Origin of the sequence: Actinomycetospora sp. NBC_00405 (assembly GCF_036044095.1) — a bacterium.
Lineage (GTDB): Bacteria > Actinomycetota > Actinomycetes > Mycobacteriales > Pseudonocardiaceae > Actinomycetospora > Actinomycetospora callitridis.
On sequence record NZ_CP107938.1, the window covers coordinates 2,396,067 to 2,411,022 of the forward strand.

Genomic DNA, 14,956 nt, shown 5'->3' on the forward strand with positions numbered 1-14,956 from the left:
CACTATGTCGCACACGCCCTCGAACGTGATAGACCGTCTGGCGTACTCTCACTCGAATGTGACGGTCGGTGACTGTCGTCGGGGATCGCGGCGGCGTGACGGGCGCGTGCGGAGGAGGCGAGGGTGACCAGCGACGGGGCGCGCGCGCCGAGCTTCCTCGAGGTGTGGCGGCCCGGCGGCGTCGAGGTGGTCCTCCTCGACGGGCCGACGATGACCATCGGTCGGGACGAGGGCAACGGGGTCGTGCTCGACCACGACGGCCAGGTGTCCTCCCTGCACGCCGTGCTGCAGGCCTACGGGGCGGGCTGGGCGATCCGCGACCTCGGCAGCACCAACGGGACCGTCGTCGCGGGCGAGCGGCTCATCGCCGAGCGCGCCCTGCGCCACGGCGACGCGATCCAGGTCGGGTCGACGCGGCTGGTGTTCCGTGGCCCGGCGGGCCGCTCGGCGCCCACGACCGCACCGCACCGGCCCCCGGAGCTCACCCGCCGCGAGCGCGACGTCCTCGTCGCGCTGTGCCGGCCGCTGTTCTCCGGCGCGGTGTTCACCGAGCCCGCGACGGCCCGCGCCGTCGCCACCGAGCTCGTCGTCTCCGAGGCCGCGGTCAAGCAGCACCTGCTGCGCCTCTACGACAAGTTCGACCTGGACCCGTCGAGCACCCGGCGCCGCGTCGAGCTCGCCAACGCAGCACTGCAGCGGGGAGCGGTCACCCCCGGCGAGCTCACCTGAACTCCTGTCCGGTCGTGGCGACGTCGAAGCAGCAGCGGTGGGTCAACCTCCGCCGTCCCGTCGCCCGCTCTGAGCCCTGCGAGGAGGCACCGAGTGCCGTGCGTGCACGGTCAGTGCGGCCTCGTCGACCGCACGCGCCACGCTCGCCGCGTCCGGGTCCCAGTCGAGCAGCAGCATCCGGGGCCAGAGGACGTAGTTGGCGATCATGCCGAGGAACTGGGTGGTCACGAGGTCGGCGTCCTCGAACTGCAGGGTGCCGGCGTGCTGCTCGGCGAGCAGGTGGTCGCGCACCGAGTCGAAGAACGGCATCTTGCCCAGGTCGAAGTGCGTGCGCCCGAGTTCGGGGAAGCGCGGGAGCTCGGCGATGACGATGCGGAACAGGTCGGCCATCCCGGGGCGGGTCAACAGGTCCGCATACCGGGTGCCGAGCGTCGACAGGGCGGCCAGGGGATCACCGGGCACGGGAGGGGCCTGCTCGTCCGCGGTCGCCCACGACGTGGTCACCATGGCGCTGAACAGTTCGGCCTTGGTCGGGAACTGCTTGAACAGCGTGGCCCGCGAGACCCCGGCCTCTGCGGCGACCTTCGCCAGCGAGGTGCCGTCGTAGCCGAGATCGAGGAAGAGCCGCCGAGCAGCACCCAGCAGCGCCGCCCGGTTCCTCTGGGCCAGGTCACGGTGGTAGCGCGCCGCTCCCGACGATCCTGCGGGCGCCGACTCGTTCCCCTCCATGGCGGACCATCCTGCCGGAGACCAGCCCGAGAGGCGAGCCGCTTGACTCACCTCGCCGCGGGTGGTTGCCTCATCGTGAGGTGAGCGGATCGACTCACCTCGTGGATCGAGGAGGCACGGTGGGACGCTTCGAGGGACAGACGGTGCTCGTGACCGGAGCGACCGGCGGGATGGGGCGCAGCCACGTGCAGGCGTTCCACCGCGAGGGTGCTGCCGTCGTGATCGCTGCGCGTGATGAGGCGGCCGGGGTCGCGCTGGCCGAGCAGCTCGGGGAGAGAGCGCTCGCAGTCCGGCTCGACGTCACCGACGAGCAGCAATGGACGGCCGCAGTCGCGGCGGCCGAGCAGCGATTCGGGCCCGTCTCGGTCCTGATCGCCAACGCCGGAGTGCAGCACCCGCCGACGCTGCTCGAGGACGCCGACCGCAGCCTGTGGGACACCGTCACCGCCGTGAACGTCACGGGCACCGCGCTCGGTATCCGAGCAGTCGCACCCTCGATGCGCCGCGGCGGCGGCGGTGTGATCGTCACCGTCGCCTCGACGATGGCGCACGGTGGCACGGCTGCTTTCGGACCGTACGTCGCCGCGAAGTGGGCCGTGCGCGGACTGACCCGGACAGCCGCGCTGGAGCTGGGACGCGACCACATCCGCGTCGTGTCGCTGACCCCAGGAGTGGTGTCCACACCGCTGATCACCGAGCCGCTCGCCGACGGGGTGCCGGCCATCGCCGAGGTCTTCGACCCCGAGCCGTTCGCCGTCCCACGGATGGGCGCTCCGGACGAGATCAGCCGTGCACTCTTGTTCCTCGCCTCCCCCGACGCTGACTTCATCACCGGTTCCGAGCTCGTCATCGACGGCGGGCTCCTGCTCGGCCCGGCGCTGAGCGCCTGAACATCCCCAGCCGGTACGACGGCCCGCCCCGTTCTCGAGGTCCCGGGACCGCGCCTCAGCCGTACCGCTTGAGCTCGTGGAAGAAGTCGTCGACCACGTGCAGGCCGCCGGTCGTCCGGACGTGGTCGTAGACGTCCTTGCCCAGCGCGAGGTCGAGGATGCCGAGGCCGAACGGCGAGAACACCACGGTTCGGTCGGTCGGCAGCGTGATGCGCCCCTCGAGGACGTCGCCCAACGTGCCGTCGACGTGGTCGCGGTTCCCGGTCTCCTGCTCCACCAGGTGCACCGAGGTGTTGGCGCGCAGGCAGTGGTCGACGTCGTCGACGATGTTCGTCGACGCCTGCACCACCTCGGGCCCGAGGTCGCGCAGCGAGACGTGGAGCACCAGCGGGTGGTGGTCGAACCACGCCGGGTCGTGCACGTGGGGCGTCCCGGCGACCGTGGCGAAGACGACCAGGTCGCTGCCCCGGATCAGCGACTCGGCGTCGTCGTGGACGGTGATCGTGCCCGTGCCCTCCTGCGTCTCGAGGTAGCCGCGGAAGCCCTCGGCGCTCTCGGTCTTCAGGTCGAACACGCCGGTCTCGTCGAACGTCCACCCGGTCGCCGCCAGGTACTTGTGCAGGTAGCGGGCGATGAGGCCCACCCCGAAGAAGCCGACGCGACGGGGCCGCTCCCGGCCGCGGGTCAGCTGGTCCGCGGCCAGCGCCGCCGAGGCCGAGGTGCGGCTCGCGTTGATGATCGACGCCTCGAGGCAGGCGAAGGGATAGCCCGTGTCGTGGTCGTTGAGGATGAGCACGGCCGAGGCGCGGGGCACCCCTGCCGCCACGTTCTCCGGGAAGCTCGAGACCCACTTGATCCCGTCGACGTTCACGTCGCCCCCCACGGACGCGGGGAGCGCGATGATCCGCGAGGTCGGGCGGTCCTCGAAGGTCAGGAAGTACGACGGCGGGTTGTGGGTCCGGCCGGCGTCGTGGAGCAGGTAGGTCTGCTCCATGAGGGCGACGACCTCGGGCTCCCGTCCCTGCAGCGCCTCCCCCACCTGTGCACCTGGGATCACCGCGAACGGCGGCACCGTCACCGACATGAGTGGCTCCTTCGCAGTCGTCTTCTGGGGTTTCTCTCGGCGGTCACGACGAGGGGGTGAGGCCGGAGGGCTGCAGGCGGACGGTCGGCGCCTCGTCCTCGACCACGGGGGCGGGTGCGGGCGCGGGGACGTCCGCGGTCGTGCTGTCGATGAGCGCGGCGAGGTCGGCGAGCACCGGGTTCCGCACGATGTCCGGCAGGCTCACGGCCTTCTTCAGCCCGACGGCCATCTTCACCGCGAGCAGCGAGGAGCCGCCGCGGTCGAAGAAGTGGGTGTCGCGGCCGAGCGCCGACGCGTCGACGCCCAGCAGCGGCGCCCAGACCGCGGCCACCCGCGCCTCGGTCGTAGTCAGGGGCGTCACGTCGGCGTCGGCGGCGGGGGCCTCCGGCTCGTCGAGGGCGAGCGCGAGGGTTGTCAGCGCCTTGCGGTCGATCTTGCCGTTCGGGGTGAGCGGCAGGGTCTCCTGGTGGTGCAGCACCGGCGGGACCATGTAGGCGGGCAGCGCCGCGCCGAGGGTCGCACGCAGCACCTCGGTCTCCACCGGGGCAGCCGCGCCGTAGAAGCCGACCAGCTGCTTGCCGCGCCCCGGCCGCTCGGCGACGACCACCGAGGCGTCGCGCACCCCGGGCGCGCGCAACAGGGTGTTCTCCACCTCGCCGATCTCGATGCGGAAGCCGGAGATCTTCACCTGGTGGTCGCGGCGCCCGAGGAAGTCGAGCTTGCCGTCGGGGAGCCAGCGCCCGTGGTCGCCGCTGCGGTAGAGCCGCTCGCCGGGGCGCAGCGGGTCGGACACGAACGCCTTCGCGGTGCGGTCGGGGTCGTTGACGTAGCCGCGGCCGACGCACACCCCGGAGAACACGATCTCTCCCGGCGCGCCCACCGGGACCGGGTTCAGCGCCTCGTCGACGACGTAGACGCGGACGTTGGGGACCGCGGGCCCGAGCGGTACGCGCTCGCCGGCGGGCACCTCGGTGAGGATCTCGTGGTTGGTGTCGTCGCAGGTCTCGGTCAACCCGTAGGCGTTGACCACCGCGACGTCGGGCCGCACGGAGAACCAGCGCGCCACCAGCTCCTTCTTGACGGCCTCGCCGGTGACCGCGATGCGCCTCAGCGCGGGCAGCACCTCGGCCGCCGGGACGTCCTGCTGCTCGAGATAGGAGACGACGACGTCGAGGTAGGACGGCACGAGCTGGGCGACCTCGACCCGGCGGCGGGCCAGGAGGTCGACGAAGGACGGGACGTCGAGGATCGTCTCCTGCTCGACGAGGACCGTGGTGCCGCCCACCAGCCACGGCGCCACCAGCTGCCAGAGCGAGATGTCGAAGCACTGCGGGGCGGTCTCGGTGACCACCGTGCCCTCGGTGATCCCGAGGTCCTCGATCTTCGCGTAGAGGTGGTTGACCATCCCCGCGTGCTCGCACATGGCGCCCTTCGGCTCGCCGGTGGAGCCGGAGGTGAAGTACAGGTAGGCGAGCCGGTCGCCGGCGATCTCCACCCGCGGGACGGCGTCACCGTGCTCCTCCGCGACGGCGTCGTCGACGAGCAGGCGCTCGGGGGCCGCCGCGCCGAGGCTCGCCAGGGCCTCGTCGAGCGTCGTCATGCTGCCCCGCTCACCGAGCACCAGCCGGGCCTGGGCCCGCGTCAGCACGGTGGCGATGCGGTCAGGCGGGAAGTGGGGCTCCAGGGGCAGGTACGCGGCGCCCGCCTTGAGGATGCCGAGCACGCTCGCCGCCCAGTCGAGCGTCCGCTCGGCGACCACCGCGACGATCCCCTCGGGGGGCAGGCCGCGGGCCAGCAGGGCGCGCGCGATCCGGTCGGTGACCTCGTCGAGCTCGCGGTAGGTCCACGAGCGGTCGCCGTGCACCACGGCGACGCGGTCGGGGTCGGCGGCGGCCCGCGCGCGGATGATCTCGTGGGCGGGGAGGGCGGGACGCTCGCGCTCCGGGCCCGCGAGGCCGTCGACCTGGAACGCCAGCTCCTCGGGACCGACGAGTCCCGCCGCCCCCGGCGCCGCGTCCGGGTCGGCGCACAGCTGCCCGAGGGCGGTGAGGTGGTAGCCCGCGAGCCGCTCGGCGGCCGCGACGTCCAGGTCGCCCGGGCGGTGGACGACGCGCAGCAGGTCGCCCGCGGGACGGTCGACGCGGAACACGGTGTCCTCCGCGAGTGCGGCACCGTCCCCGGAGCCCCCGAGATCGGCCCCGAGCCCCAGGACGGTCTCGGGCCAGAGCCCCGCGAGGTCGCGTCGCGCCCGGGCCAGGGCGGCCGCCTCGTCGGCGTGGTCGGCGGCCGTCAGCGAGGTCACCGCCGCCGCCGCGTCCGCGACCAGGGCCCGCCACGACGCGACGCCCGTCTCGAGGCGGCACGGCAGCGTCCGGTCGGTGACCGCGACCCCGGCGAGCACCTCGGGCTCGGCGGTGAGCGCCGCGAGGACCCGGGCGTGCGCCGCGAGCAGCAGGGCCTCCGGGCCGACGCCGAGGGCCTCGGCCAGCGCGGACACCGCGGCGGCCAGCTCGCCCGGGACGGCGACGGTGGTCGCGACGGGTCCGCCGTCGGACGTCCCGGGGGTGCGGCTCCACCGCGGCACCGCGGTGGCACCACTCGCCAGGACCGCACGCCAGCGGGTGTCGTCGGTGACTGCGCACGTGGTCGTGGCCTGGGTCATGGGTCCGTCCGTCCTCGGGGTTCGGTCAGTCGCTGCCGCGGGCGGGGTTGCCGCCCCAGGACTCCGCGGGCGGCACCTCCTCGCCCTTCATCAGGAAGGTGTCGGGCGCGAGGATCGCGTCGTCGCCGATGGTCGTGCCGTAGTGCACGAAGGAGGCGACGCCGAGCGTCACGCGGTTCCCGATCACCACGTGGTCGGACTTGAACCCGCCGTCCTCCTGGGAGTGGCACTGGACGATGCAGCCCTCGCCGAGGGTGACGTCGTCGCCGATCGTCGTGAACCCCTTCTCGGTGAGGCTGACGCCGTCGTCGAACACCCGCGCGCCGATGTGGACACCGAGCAGGCGCCAGACCAGGGGCTTGAACGGCGTGCCGTTGAACAGCTGCACCCACTCGGGCGCGGGCACCTTCCAGTAGCGCTCGTGGCGCAGGAACGCGGGGTCGTAGATCGAGCAGCCCTGCGGCGCGAGCGACTGCAGCGGGGAGAAGACGCGCTCCACCAGCGCGAACCAACCGACCAGCAGGACGAGACCGACCAGCTCGGCGAGGACGACCTCGCCGGGCCCCGCCTGGATCGGCAGCGAGGCGACCACCGCGACGCCCACGAGCGCCAGGTAGAGGAAGAGCCACCGCACGAGCAGGTGCAGCACCATCGAGACGCCGTTGTGCCGGTTCTTGCGGCGCAGCGACGCGGCCAGCTCGTGCGGGTCGGCGACCTCGAGGGCGCTGTCGCGCGCGACCGTCCGCGGGATCTCGAAGCTCGGGGAGCCGAGCAGGCCGACCCCCTGCCGAACCGGTCCGTGCAGCGGGATCTGCACCTTCGTCGCGAGCAGGCAGTCGTCGCCGGTGCGGCCCTGGGGCGGGTAGGCGATCTTGTTGCCGAGGAAGTTGTTCGCCCCGATCGCCGTCTGCGAGACGCGGAAGGACGTCGCGGAGTACTCGGCGTTCATCACCGACAGGCCGTCGGCGACGACGGTGCCCCGTCCCACGCTGGTGAGGTAGGGGTTCTCGTGCGCGACCGCCATGCCGAAGTTCGAGCCGGTCTGCTCGATCGGACGGAGCCGGTAGCCGATGAGCACGAGGTAGTGGGCGATCGCGGAGCTGTCCCCGAACAGCTCGACGAAGGGCTTGACGTTGGTCAGGGCCCCGATCGAGCGGTGCAGCCAGTACCGGACCCCGTAAAGGGGGTAGACGACGTCGGGGCGGACCCCGAGCGCGAACAGCCGCGGCACCGTCGTGCTCACCACCAGACCGAGCACCAGCGCACCGAAGTAGAGCAGGGCGCTCAGCGCGAGCAGGTCGAGGTGGAACCCCACGGTGGCGAGCGCGCCGGCAGCGGGGGCGAGCAGGGCGGCGAACTGCGGCACGAGCGAGTACAGCGCGCCGGCGATCACGAGGGTGGCGGGCGAGGCCACGGCGAGGACGAACACGCCCAGCACCGTCGAGTAGAGGGCCCGTCGGGAGCGGCTGCCGGGGGCGGGCGGCACCGCGGGTAGCGGGCCCTCGGCGCGGCGTCCCGGCGAGCCGTGCCAGACCTCGCCCGCGGGGATCGCCTGCCCGGCGTGCAACGACGAGCTGTGGGCGAGCGACGCCCCGTCGCCGACGGCGGTCCGCACGTCGAGCACCGTCGCCTCGCCGACGAAGGCGCCCGCCCCGATGCTGACCCCGCCGATCTCGATCCGGCCGTCGTGCGCGCGGTAGCACGCGACGACGCTCTCCTTCCGGACGAGGCTGCCGTCGCCGATGCTGAACAGGTCGGTGCACACCGGCACCTGGCCGCTGAGGTAGACGACGTCGCGGCCGACCTTCGCCCCCAGCGCGCGGAGGTAGAGCGTGAACGCGGGCGTCCCGGCGAACAGCACCATCGGGCTGGCGCGGACCAGCGTCTTGACCACCCAGAACCGCAGGTAGGCGGGAGTCCACACGCGGATCGAACCGGGCTGCCAGCGCCCGATCAGCGCCCACTTCGCGGCGATCGGCACCACGCTGAGCGCCACGAACCCGATGACCCCGGCGAGGAGGGCGGCGACGTACCCCGCCACGAGCCCGGTCGCCGCCGTCACCGCCTGGAAGCCCCACGTGAGGATGAGCGCGGCGATGTAGCTGTAGGCCAGCACGCAGGCCAGCTGCGCCGCGCCGCACAGGACGAACGCGGCCGTGGTCGCGCGCGGACCGCTGGGCTCCTCGCTCTCGGTCGCCGGGGGGCCCGCGGGCCCGGAGCGGACCCGGTCGGGATCCGCGCCCCCGTCGAGCGCGGCGCTCAGGCTCGCGATGGTCGGGTTCCGGTAGACGTCGGGCATCCCCACCGACGGGAGGTCGTCGCGCTTGCGCGTGCGGGCGCAGAAGCGGGCCATCAGCAGCGAGTCCGCGCCGAGCTCCTCGAAGAAGTTCGCGTGGGGCGGCACGTCGGGGCGCTCGAGGACCTCGGCGAGCACCGCGCCGAGTGCGGAGGTCGTGCGCGCCGCGCCGGAGGCGTCGGACTTCTTCGGGGTGGGCGCGAGGGCCAAGGAGAGCTTCGCCAGCGTCGGGTGCTGGTAGATGTCCTGCATCGCTGCGGACGGCAGGTCGGGGTGCTTGCGGATCCGCGCGCAGAAGCGCGCCATGAGCAGGGAGTCGGCGCCCAGGTCGTCGAAGAAGTTGCCGTCCTTCGGCACGTCGGGGCGACCCAGGATCTCGACGAGGATCTCCCGGAGGAGCGCCTCGGTGGCGCCGGGGGCCCCACTCGGAGCCCCGGTCGGAGCCTCGGCCGGAGCGGACGGCGCGAGCGCGGCGAGCGGACCCGGGGCCGGCGAGCCGCCGGGACGGCCCGTCGCCGGGGCCCGGACGGCCGGTCCGGCGGGACCCGGCCCGTTCGGTCGGCCGGGCGCCCCGGGGCGGGCGGGCGCGCCCGGCGGGACGGGCCCCTGGCGCACGGGCGGGCCCCAGCGCGGCGGCGCGGACCGCCCGCCGGTGCCCGGAAACCCCGGTCCGGGGGTCGTGGGTCTGGGGGTCGTGGGGCCAGGAGTCGTGGGCCGGGGGCCGGGCGGGGCCTGGGGCCGGAACGCCTGGGGGGCAGCCGGGGGCGGCGTCGCACGGACCGCGGTCGTCGGTGCGTCGACCGCGTTCGGCGGTGCGGGTGTGGGTGCGGATGTGGGTGCGGATGTGGGTGCGGATGTGGGGGCGGGACCGGCATCGGGGCGCCGGTGCGGCCTGGTCCCCTGGCCGGCGTCGTCGCCCGCGTCCGGTGCAGCAGGTGCGGGATGCGGCGCCGTCCCCTCGGGGGCGACGTCGTCGACCGCCTCCGGGGGGTCGACAACCGGGGAGTCGACAGCCGGAGCGTCGACAGCCGGGGCGTCGACAGCCGCGGCAGCCTCCGCCGGCTCGGCCTCGTCGACGGACGGGGCCGGCAGGGTCATCACGGTCGTGCGGTTCGACCTCCGGGGCGCCGGTCGTGGCGGCGGTCGCACCCCGGACGGCGGGATCCGTTCCCCCCGCCCGCCGGCGCCGTCCATCCGGGCGATGCGCTCGACGTCGCCCGCGGGCGTGATCCGGCCGAGGTCGCCGGTGCGGAACATCAGGCCCGGACCCCGGCCGGGAGTGGAGGGGCCGGGTGCGGGGACGAACGCCTCCGCGGTCAGGTCCCGGCGCCCGACGTAGCCGCGCGCCACGCCGGGGCCGGTGATGGCGATCTCGCCGATCCCCCCGGCGGGCAGCACGCGACGCGGGTCGGCGGGGTCGGCGATGACGACGCCGTACCCGGGCAGCGGGCGCCCGAGGGTCGCCGGACGGTCGGGACGGAGCTCGGTGCCCAGGGAGGCGACCGTGGTCTCGGGGGCGCCGTGCAGGCCGACGATCCGGCGGCCGGTCCGGTGCCACCGGGCGAGGAGCGCCTGCGGGCGGTCGGTGCCGGAGAGCAGGAGCAGGCGCAGGTCGGGCAGCGTCTCCTCCACGCCGTCGAGGTCCTCGGCGCTCGCGCGCAGGACCGTGACGCGCTGGTCGCGCAGGTGGCGTCCGAGCTCGGCGCCGCGCAGCCGCGGCCCCGCCGGCGGGGTGACGACGGTGGCCCCGCACGACCAGGCGAGCCACGTCTCGAGGACCGCGAGGTCGGAGCCCGCGCGGGGGTCGTGGTGGACGCGGTCCTGGGCCCCGATCTGGAGGAGCCCGGCCGCGCCGCGCAGGAAGGCGGCGGCCGCCTCGTGCCCGACGGCCGTGGCCCGCAGCCCGCCCTGGGCACCACCCGAGCGGTCGGCGGCGTGGACCACGACGTAGGCGGGCTTGTCGGCCACCGAGCCGCGCTCGGCCGAGGTCAGGCGCTGCGCGTCCTCCGTGTCGACCCGGGCGCGGACGCGGTCGAGATAGATGGCGTCCACATCGGACCGGTCGAGCCGTCCCGCCGCGTCGGTCGTGGTGAGCACGACGCCGGCGCCGGCCGCCTCGAGCACGGCCGCGAGCGCCACGTCGGGGAGCCGCGCGTCGAGCGGGACCCAGACGGCCCCGATCCGCGCGACCGCGAGCTGTGCGGCGAGGGCGTCCTCGGGACGATCGAGCAGGAGCGCCACCCGGTCGCCCGCGGCGATCCGGCGCCGTCGCAGGTAGCGCGCCAGCCGCACGGCGGCGGTCTCGAGCGCCACGTAGGACATCGGGCCGTCGGCGGTCTCCACGGCGTTGCTGGTCGCCCGACCGTGGCGGCGGAGCTCGTCGCAGGTCCGCTCGACGAGCCGATCGATCCGCTCCTCGGTGGGCGCAGGCGGCGGGCCGCTGCCGGGGCCCAGCCCGGGAGCGGGACGACGGCGCGACCCGGTCCACCGCCGCCGCGTCGCCGGCGGCACGGGGTGCGCCGTGGCGACGCCGTGCGTTGTGCCGGCGACCATCGCGACCCCCACGTTCGTCCCGAGACCCTCTGCGCAGGCGCGCACCGGACCCCGGCATCGTCACGTACAGGAGTCTCGTCGCACACCGTCATCACTCGAATGAAGTAATGCTGGTGCCCGCTCTTGATGGACCGACCGCAACGAGCGGTGGGTCGGACACGCTCGGTGAGCCTTACCCGAGGGTGACGAAGCTGTGGCCCCGGGCAGCGGGAAGGCTGACCGCACGGCGATGGTCCCTGCCGTCCGACCGGCGGACGCTGATGCTCACAGAAAGCTCGCCGAGCTCCGAGGAGTCACCCGATGGCCAGGACCGCCACACTGCCCCGTGTCGAGGGCCCGGCGCCGTCAACGGCGACACGAGGGGCGGCACGAGGGGCGACACCAGAGGCGGCACCGGGCACGGTCCATCTCCGCCGTCCCGTCGCGGATCCGCGGACGGGTCACGGCGACCGCGGGACCACGTTCCTCCCGGAGCAGCGGCACCCCGCCGCGGGGCCGCCCGACGCCCCGACCGTCCGTCTGCCCGTGGTCCGGGACGCCGGCGCGTCCGGGTCCCGGGTCCGGGGGATCGACGCGGCCCGCGGGCTGGCCCTCCTGGGGATGATCGCGGTCCACACCCTGCCCACGTCCGAGAACGGCGGGCTCACCACCGTCGGCCTCCTCGCCGGCGGGACCTCGGCGGCGCTCTTCGGTCTCCTCGTCGGGGTGTCGGTCGCCCTGCTGACCGGTCGTCGACAGGTCACCGTCGGGGCCGGGACGTTCGGGACCCACGCCCTGCGCCTCGCGGTGCGGGGGCTGGCGGTCGGCGTGCTCGGCCTGGCGCTCGGCGAGGCGGCGCTCGGCGACGTCGACATCATCCTGACCTACTACGGCGTGCTGTTCCTGCTGGCCGTCCCGCTGATCCTGCTGCCGACGCGCGCCCTGTTCGCGCTCGGCGCGGTGCTCGCCGTGGTCGCGCCGATCACGAGCCACCTCGTCCGCACCGGCATGCCCCCGGCCGAACTGATCGACCCGTCGCTCACCGCGCTGGTCACCGACCCCGCCGGCCTCCTCACCACCCTGTTCCTCACCGGCGCGTACCCGGTCTGGCCCTGGCTGACCTACCTCTGCGTCGGCATGGCGGTGGGACGCTGTTCGCTCGCCACCACGCGCACCGCCGCGGTGCTCGCGGCCTCCGGTGTCGCGCTCGTCGCCGCGGCGGCCGCCGTGTCCCACCTGGCGCTGGTGACCGCCGGCGGCCTGGGCCGGATCCTCGCCGACCGGGGCCTGCCCGCCGCGGAGCTGCAGGCCGCGCTCGTCGAGGGCCCCAACGGCGTCACCCCGGCCACCACCTGGTGGTGGCTCGCGGTCGACACCGCGCACTCGTCGACCCCGCTCGACCTGGCCCGCACCGTGGGGACGTCGCTGGCGGTGCTCGGCGCCATGCTGCTCCTCGACCGGGCCCTCGCCCGGGGAGGCTCGTCCTCGTGGGGCCGGATCGTCGACGCGGCGCGGTCCCCGCTGGCCGCGGCCGGCTCGATGACGCTGACCTTCTACGCCCTCCACGTCGTCGTCGCGGGCCTCGCGGCAGAGGCGGCCGCGCCCTGGACGCTCTACCTCGTCCAGGTCGTGTTCGCCCTGGTCGTCGGCCTGCTCTGGCAGCGCTTCGTCGGGCGCGGTCCCCTCGAGGCCGGGGTCAGCACGCTCACCGACGTCGTCGCCCCCTCGCCCTCGAGCCGTGCGGCCGGTCGACCCGCGCCGACCCGCCCGTGGCGGGCGGGCCTCGTCGCCGCGCTCGTGCTCGCGGCCGTCGTCGCCGGTGCGTTCGCGGTCGCCGGGGACCCGACGGCCGAGACGTCCTCGTCGTCGGCCACGAGCGAGCAGGCCGACGGTGCGGATGTCGACGGTTCAGGGGTCGACGACGACGGCCAGGAGTCCGACGTCGCCGGGGACGCCCCCGCGGCCGACCAGCCGGTCCCGTCCGACGAGCAGGACGCGACCATCCCGCAGGACGAGGGATCGTCCGGCCCCGCGGACGAGGACGACTGACACTCATCTCGACGAGGCTCACCGGGGCGGAGCCTCACCCCCGACGGGAGCCCTGACGTCGGCCCGACGGCCGGCGTCAGGGCGTCCAGGTGCGCAGCCACACGGTGTGCGGGGAGCGGCGCAGCTCGGCGAGCGTGTCCTCGGGGACGGGGCTGTCGGTGTCGGTGAGCACGTAGCCGCGCTCGCCGCGGGTCGAGAGCGCCTGGCTGACCACGTTCACCCCGCTGTCGAGCAGGACCTGGTTGATCCCGGCCAGCACGCCCGGCGTGTTGGTGTGCAGGTAGCCCATGCGCGACGCCGTCGGCGCCGCCGGCAGGGCGACCTCGGGCATGTTCACCGACAGCGCCGTCCGGCCCGTGCCGATGAACTGCAGGAGCTTGGTGGAGACGAAGCCGCCGATCTCCTCCTGCGCCTCCTGGGTGGAGCCGCCCACGTGCGGGGTCAGGATCACGTTGTCCAGACCCCGCAACGGCGACGCGAAGACGTCGCCCTGGGCCTTGGGCTCGATGGGGAACACGTCGATCGCCGCCCCGGCGATGTGCCCCGAGAGCAGGTGCTCCCGCAACGACTCGTCGTCGATCACCATGCCGCGCGAGGCGTTGATGAAGATCGACCGCGGCTTCATCAACGCGAACTGCTCCGCGCCGAACAGACCCGCGTTCCCCGGGCGCCCGTCGACGTGCAGGCTCACGATGTCGGCCTCGGCCAGCAACGCCTCCAGCGACTCGACCTTGCGGGCATTGCCGTGCGCGAGCCGGTCGGCGGTGTCGAAGAAGATCACCCGCAGCCCCACCGCCTCGGCGATGTTCGACAGCTGGGTGCCGATGTTGCCGTACCCCACGATCCCCAGGGTCCGACCGCGGAACTCGTGGCTGCCGCGCGCCGACTTGTCCCACACACCCTCGTGCATCCGCGCGTTCTTCTCCGGCAGCCGCCGGACCAGCGCGATGATCTCCCCGAGGACCAGCTCGACCACGCTGCGGGTGTTGGAGAACGGGGCGTTGAACACCGCCACCCCCCGCTCGGCCGCCGTACCCAGGTCGACCTGGTTGGTGCCGATGCAGAAACACCCCACAGCCAGCAGGTCCTTGCCGGCCTCGAGCACGTCGGGAGTGATCGTGGTGTTCGACCGGATCCCCAGCACCGACACCCCGGACAGGGCATCGGCCAGCTCGGGCCCGCTCATCGCGCCCGAACGCGCGTCGACGTCGACACCCTGGGCACGGAACGCATCCGCGGCCACAGGGTGGATGTTCTCCAGGAGCAGCGCTTTCACACTCCGAGAGTAGGACAGCGGTGAAGCCTGTCACATACTGCAGCCCGGTTCATCGCGTCCGGCAGACCGGTGAACGGCGCCGACCTGGTCCCGAGAGTGCTCGCGGACGCTCCGGCGTTGACCCCCGCCCCCGGCTCCAGCACCGTGACGCCGTGGCCGCCCGCAACCTGACGCCCCGGCCCCTCGCGGTCGAGGAGCTCCCGCCCGCGATGGCGGCGTTCATCCGCACCCAGGCCGAGCTCCGGGGGCTGGACCGCGACCCGCTCCCCGAGACGACGCACGGGCTGCGCACCGACGAGGAGACGCTGGGCCCGCGCCCCGGCGGCCGGGGCCTGCAGACCGAGCGCCACACGGTGGAGATGCTCCTGACCCCCGAGCTGCTGATCATCTCCTACCGCGAGGGCGGCGACGACGGCGGCGAGAGGATCGGGCCCACGGCGCGCGTCAGCTTCCACCGGCTCGCCGAGCTCGAGGTCTCCACACCCCCGGCCGGGATGCAGCGGCGGACGCACGGCAGCCCGCCTGCGCCGCCGAAGGACGCCCTGACGGTGACGAGCACTCCGCTCGGCGCGACCCGGCGCACGACCCGCCACGTCCCGACCGGCAGCGGCCCCGACGTCACGCGGTTCCGCGAGGCGGTGCTGGCGGCCCAGGAACGCGCCTGAGCCGTACCCCCGGTGACGGACCCCGCGGGGGGCCCGGGGTCCGC

General features: G+C 74.3%; 9 protein-coding genes. 4 read left to right on the top strand and 5 right to left on the bottom strand.

Features of this window, described 5'->3' with window-relative positions; all coding sequences use genetic code 11:
• The first annotated feature begins 123 nt into the window (after positions 1-123).
• The gene (locus OG774_RS11810) at positions 124-729 is read left to right on the top strand and encodes an FHA domain-containing protein (RefSeq protein WP_328309615.1); all 606 of its coding nucleotides are present in this window, start codon (positions 124-126) and stop codon (positions 727-729) included.
• 42 nt (positions 730-771) lie between these two features.
• On the opposite strand, the gene OG774_RS11815 is transcribed toward OG774_RS11810, so the two are convergent.
• Positions 772-1,458 (bottom strand): TetR/AcrR family transcriptional regulator, encoded by a 687-nt coding sequence (locus OG774_RS11815; RefSeq protein WP_328309617.1) that lies wholly within the window; start codon positions 1,456-1,458, stop codon positions 772-774.
• Positions 1,459-1,577: 119 nt separating this feature from the next.
• Between OG774_RS11815 and OG774_RS11820 the strand changes: the two genes are divergently transcribed.
• Positions 1,578-2,348 carry an SDR family NAD(P)-dependent oxidoreductase gene (locus tag OG774_RS11820; RefSeq protein WP_328309619.1) on the top strand — a complete coding sequence of 257 codons (771 nt, stop codon included), beginning with the start codon at positions 1,578-1,580 and terminating at the stop codon, positions 2,346-2,348.
• 55 nt (positions 2,349-2,403) lie between these two features.
• Here OG774_RS11820 and sbnB read toward each other — a convergent pair whose 3' ends face one another.
• The 3 genes from sbnB to OG774_RS11835 are packed head-to-tail and all read right to left on the bottom strand — an operon-like array spanning position 2,404 to position 10,943.
• On the bottom strand, positions 2,404-3,432 hold the full coding sequence (gene sbnB, locus OG774_RS11825; protein WP_328309621.1) for a 2,3-diaminopropionate biosynthesis protein SbnB: 1,029 nt from the start codon (positions 3,430-3,432) through the stop codon (positions 2,404-2,406).
• 43 nt (positions 3,433-3,475) lie between these two features.
• Positions 3,476-6,094: a non-ribosomal peptide synthetase gene (locus OG774_RS11830; protein WP_328309623.1), complete on the bottom strand. Its 2,619-nt coding sequence runs from the start codon at positions 6,092-6,094 to the stop codon at positions 3,476-3,478.
• A 25-nt stretch (positions 6,095-6,119) separates the two neighbouring features.
• Positions 6,120-10,943, bottom strand: coding sequence for a Pls/PosA family non-ribosomal peptide synthetase (locus OG774_RS11835; RefSeq protein WP_328309625.1), 4,824 nt, complete (start codon positions 10,941-10,943; stop codon positions 6,120-6,122).
• Between the two features lie 525 nt (positions 10,944-11,468).
• Between OG774_RS11835 and OG774_RS11840 the strand changes: the two genes are divergently transcribed.
• Positions 11,469-12,971, top strand: coding sequence for a heparan-alpha-glucosaminide N-acetyltransferase domain-containing protein (locus OG774_RS11840; protein WP_328309627.1), 1,503 nt, complete (start codon positions 11,469-11,471; stop codon positions 12,969-12,971).
• 76 nt (positions 12,972-13,047) lie between these two features.
• Here OG774_RS11840 and serA read toward each other — a convergent pair whose 3' ends face one another.
• Complete coding sequence (gene serA / locus OG774_RS11845) at positions 13,048-14,247, bottom strand: phosphoglycerate dehydrogenase (protein WP_328309629.1); 1,200 nt, start codon at positions 14,245-14,247, stop codon at positions 13,048-13,050.
• A gap of 152 nt (positions 14,248-14,399) precedes the next feature.
• On the opposite strand from serA, the gene OG774_RS11850 reads away from it, so the two are divergent.
• Positions 14,400-14,912 carry a hypothetical protein gene (locus tag OG774_RS11850; RefSeq protein ID WP_328309631.1) on the top strand — a complete coding sequence of 171 codons (513 nt, stop codon included), beginning with the start codon at positions 14,400-14,402 and terminating at the stop codon, positions 14,910-14,912.
• The last annotated feature ends 44 nt before the right edge of the window (positions 14,913-14,956 follow it).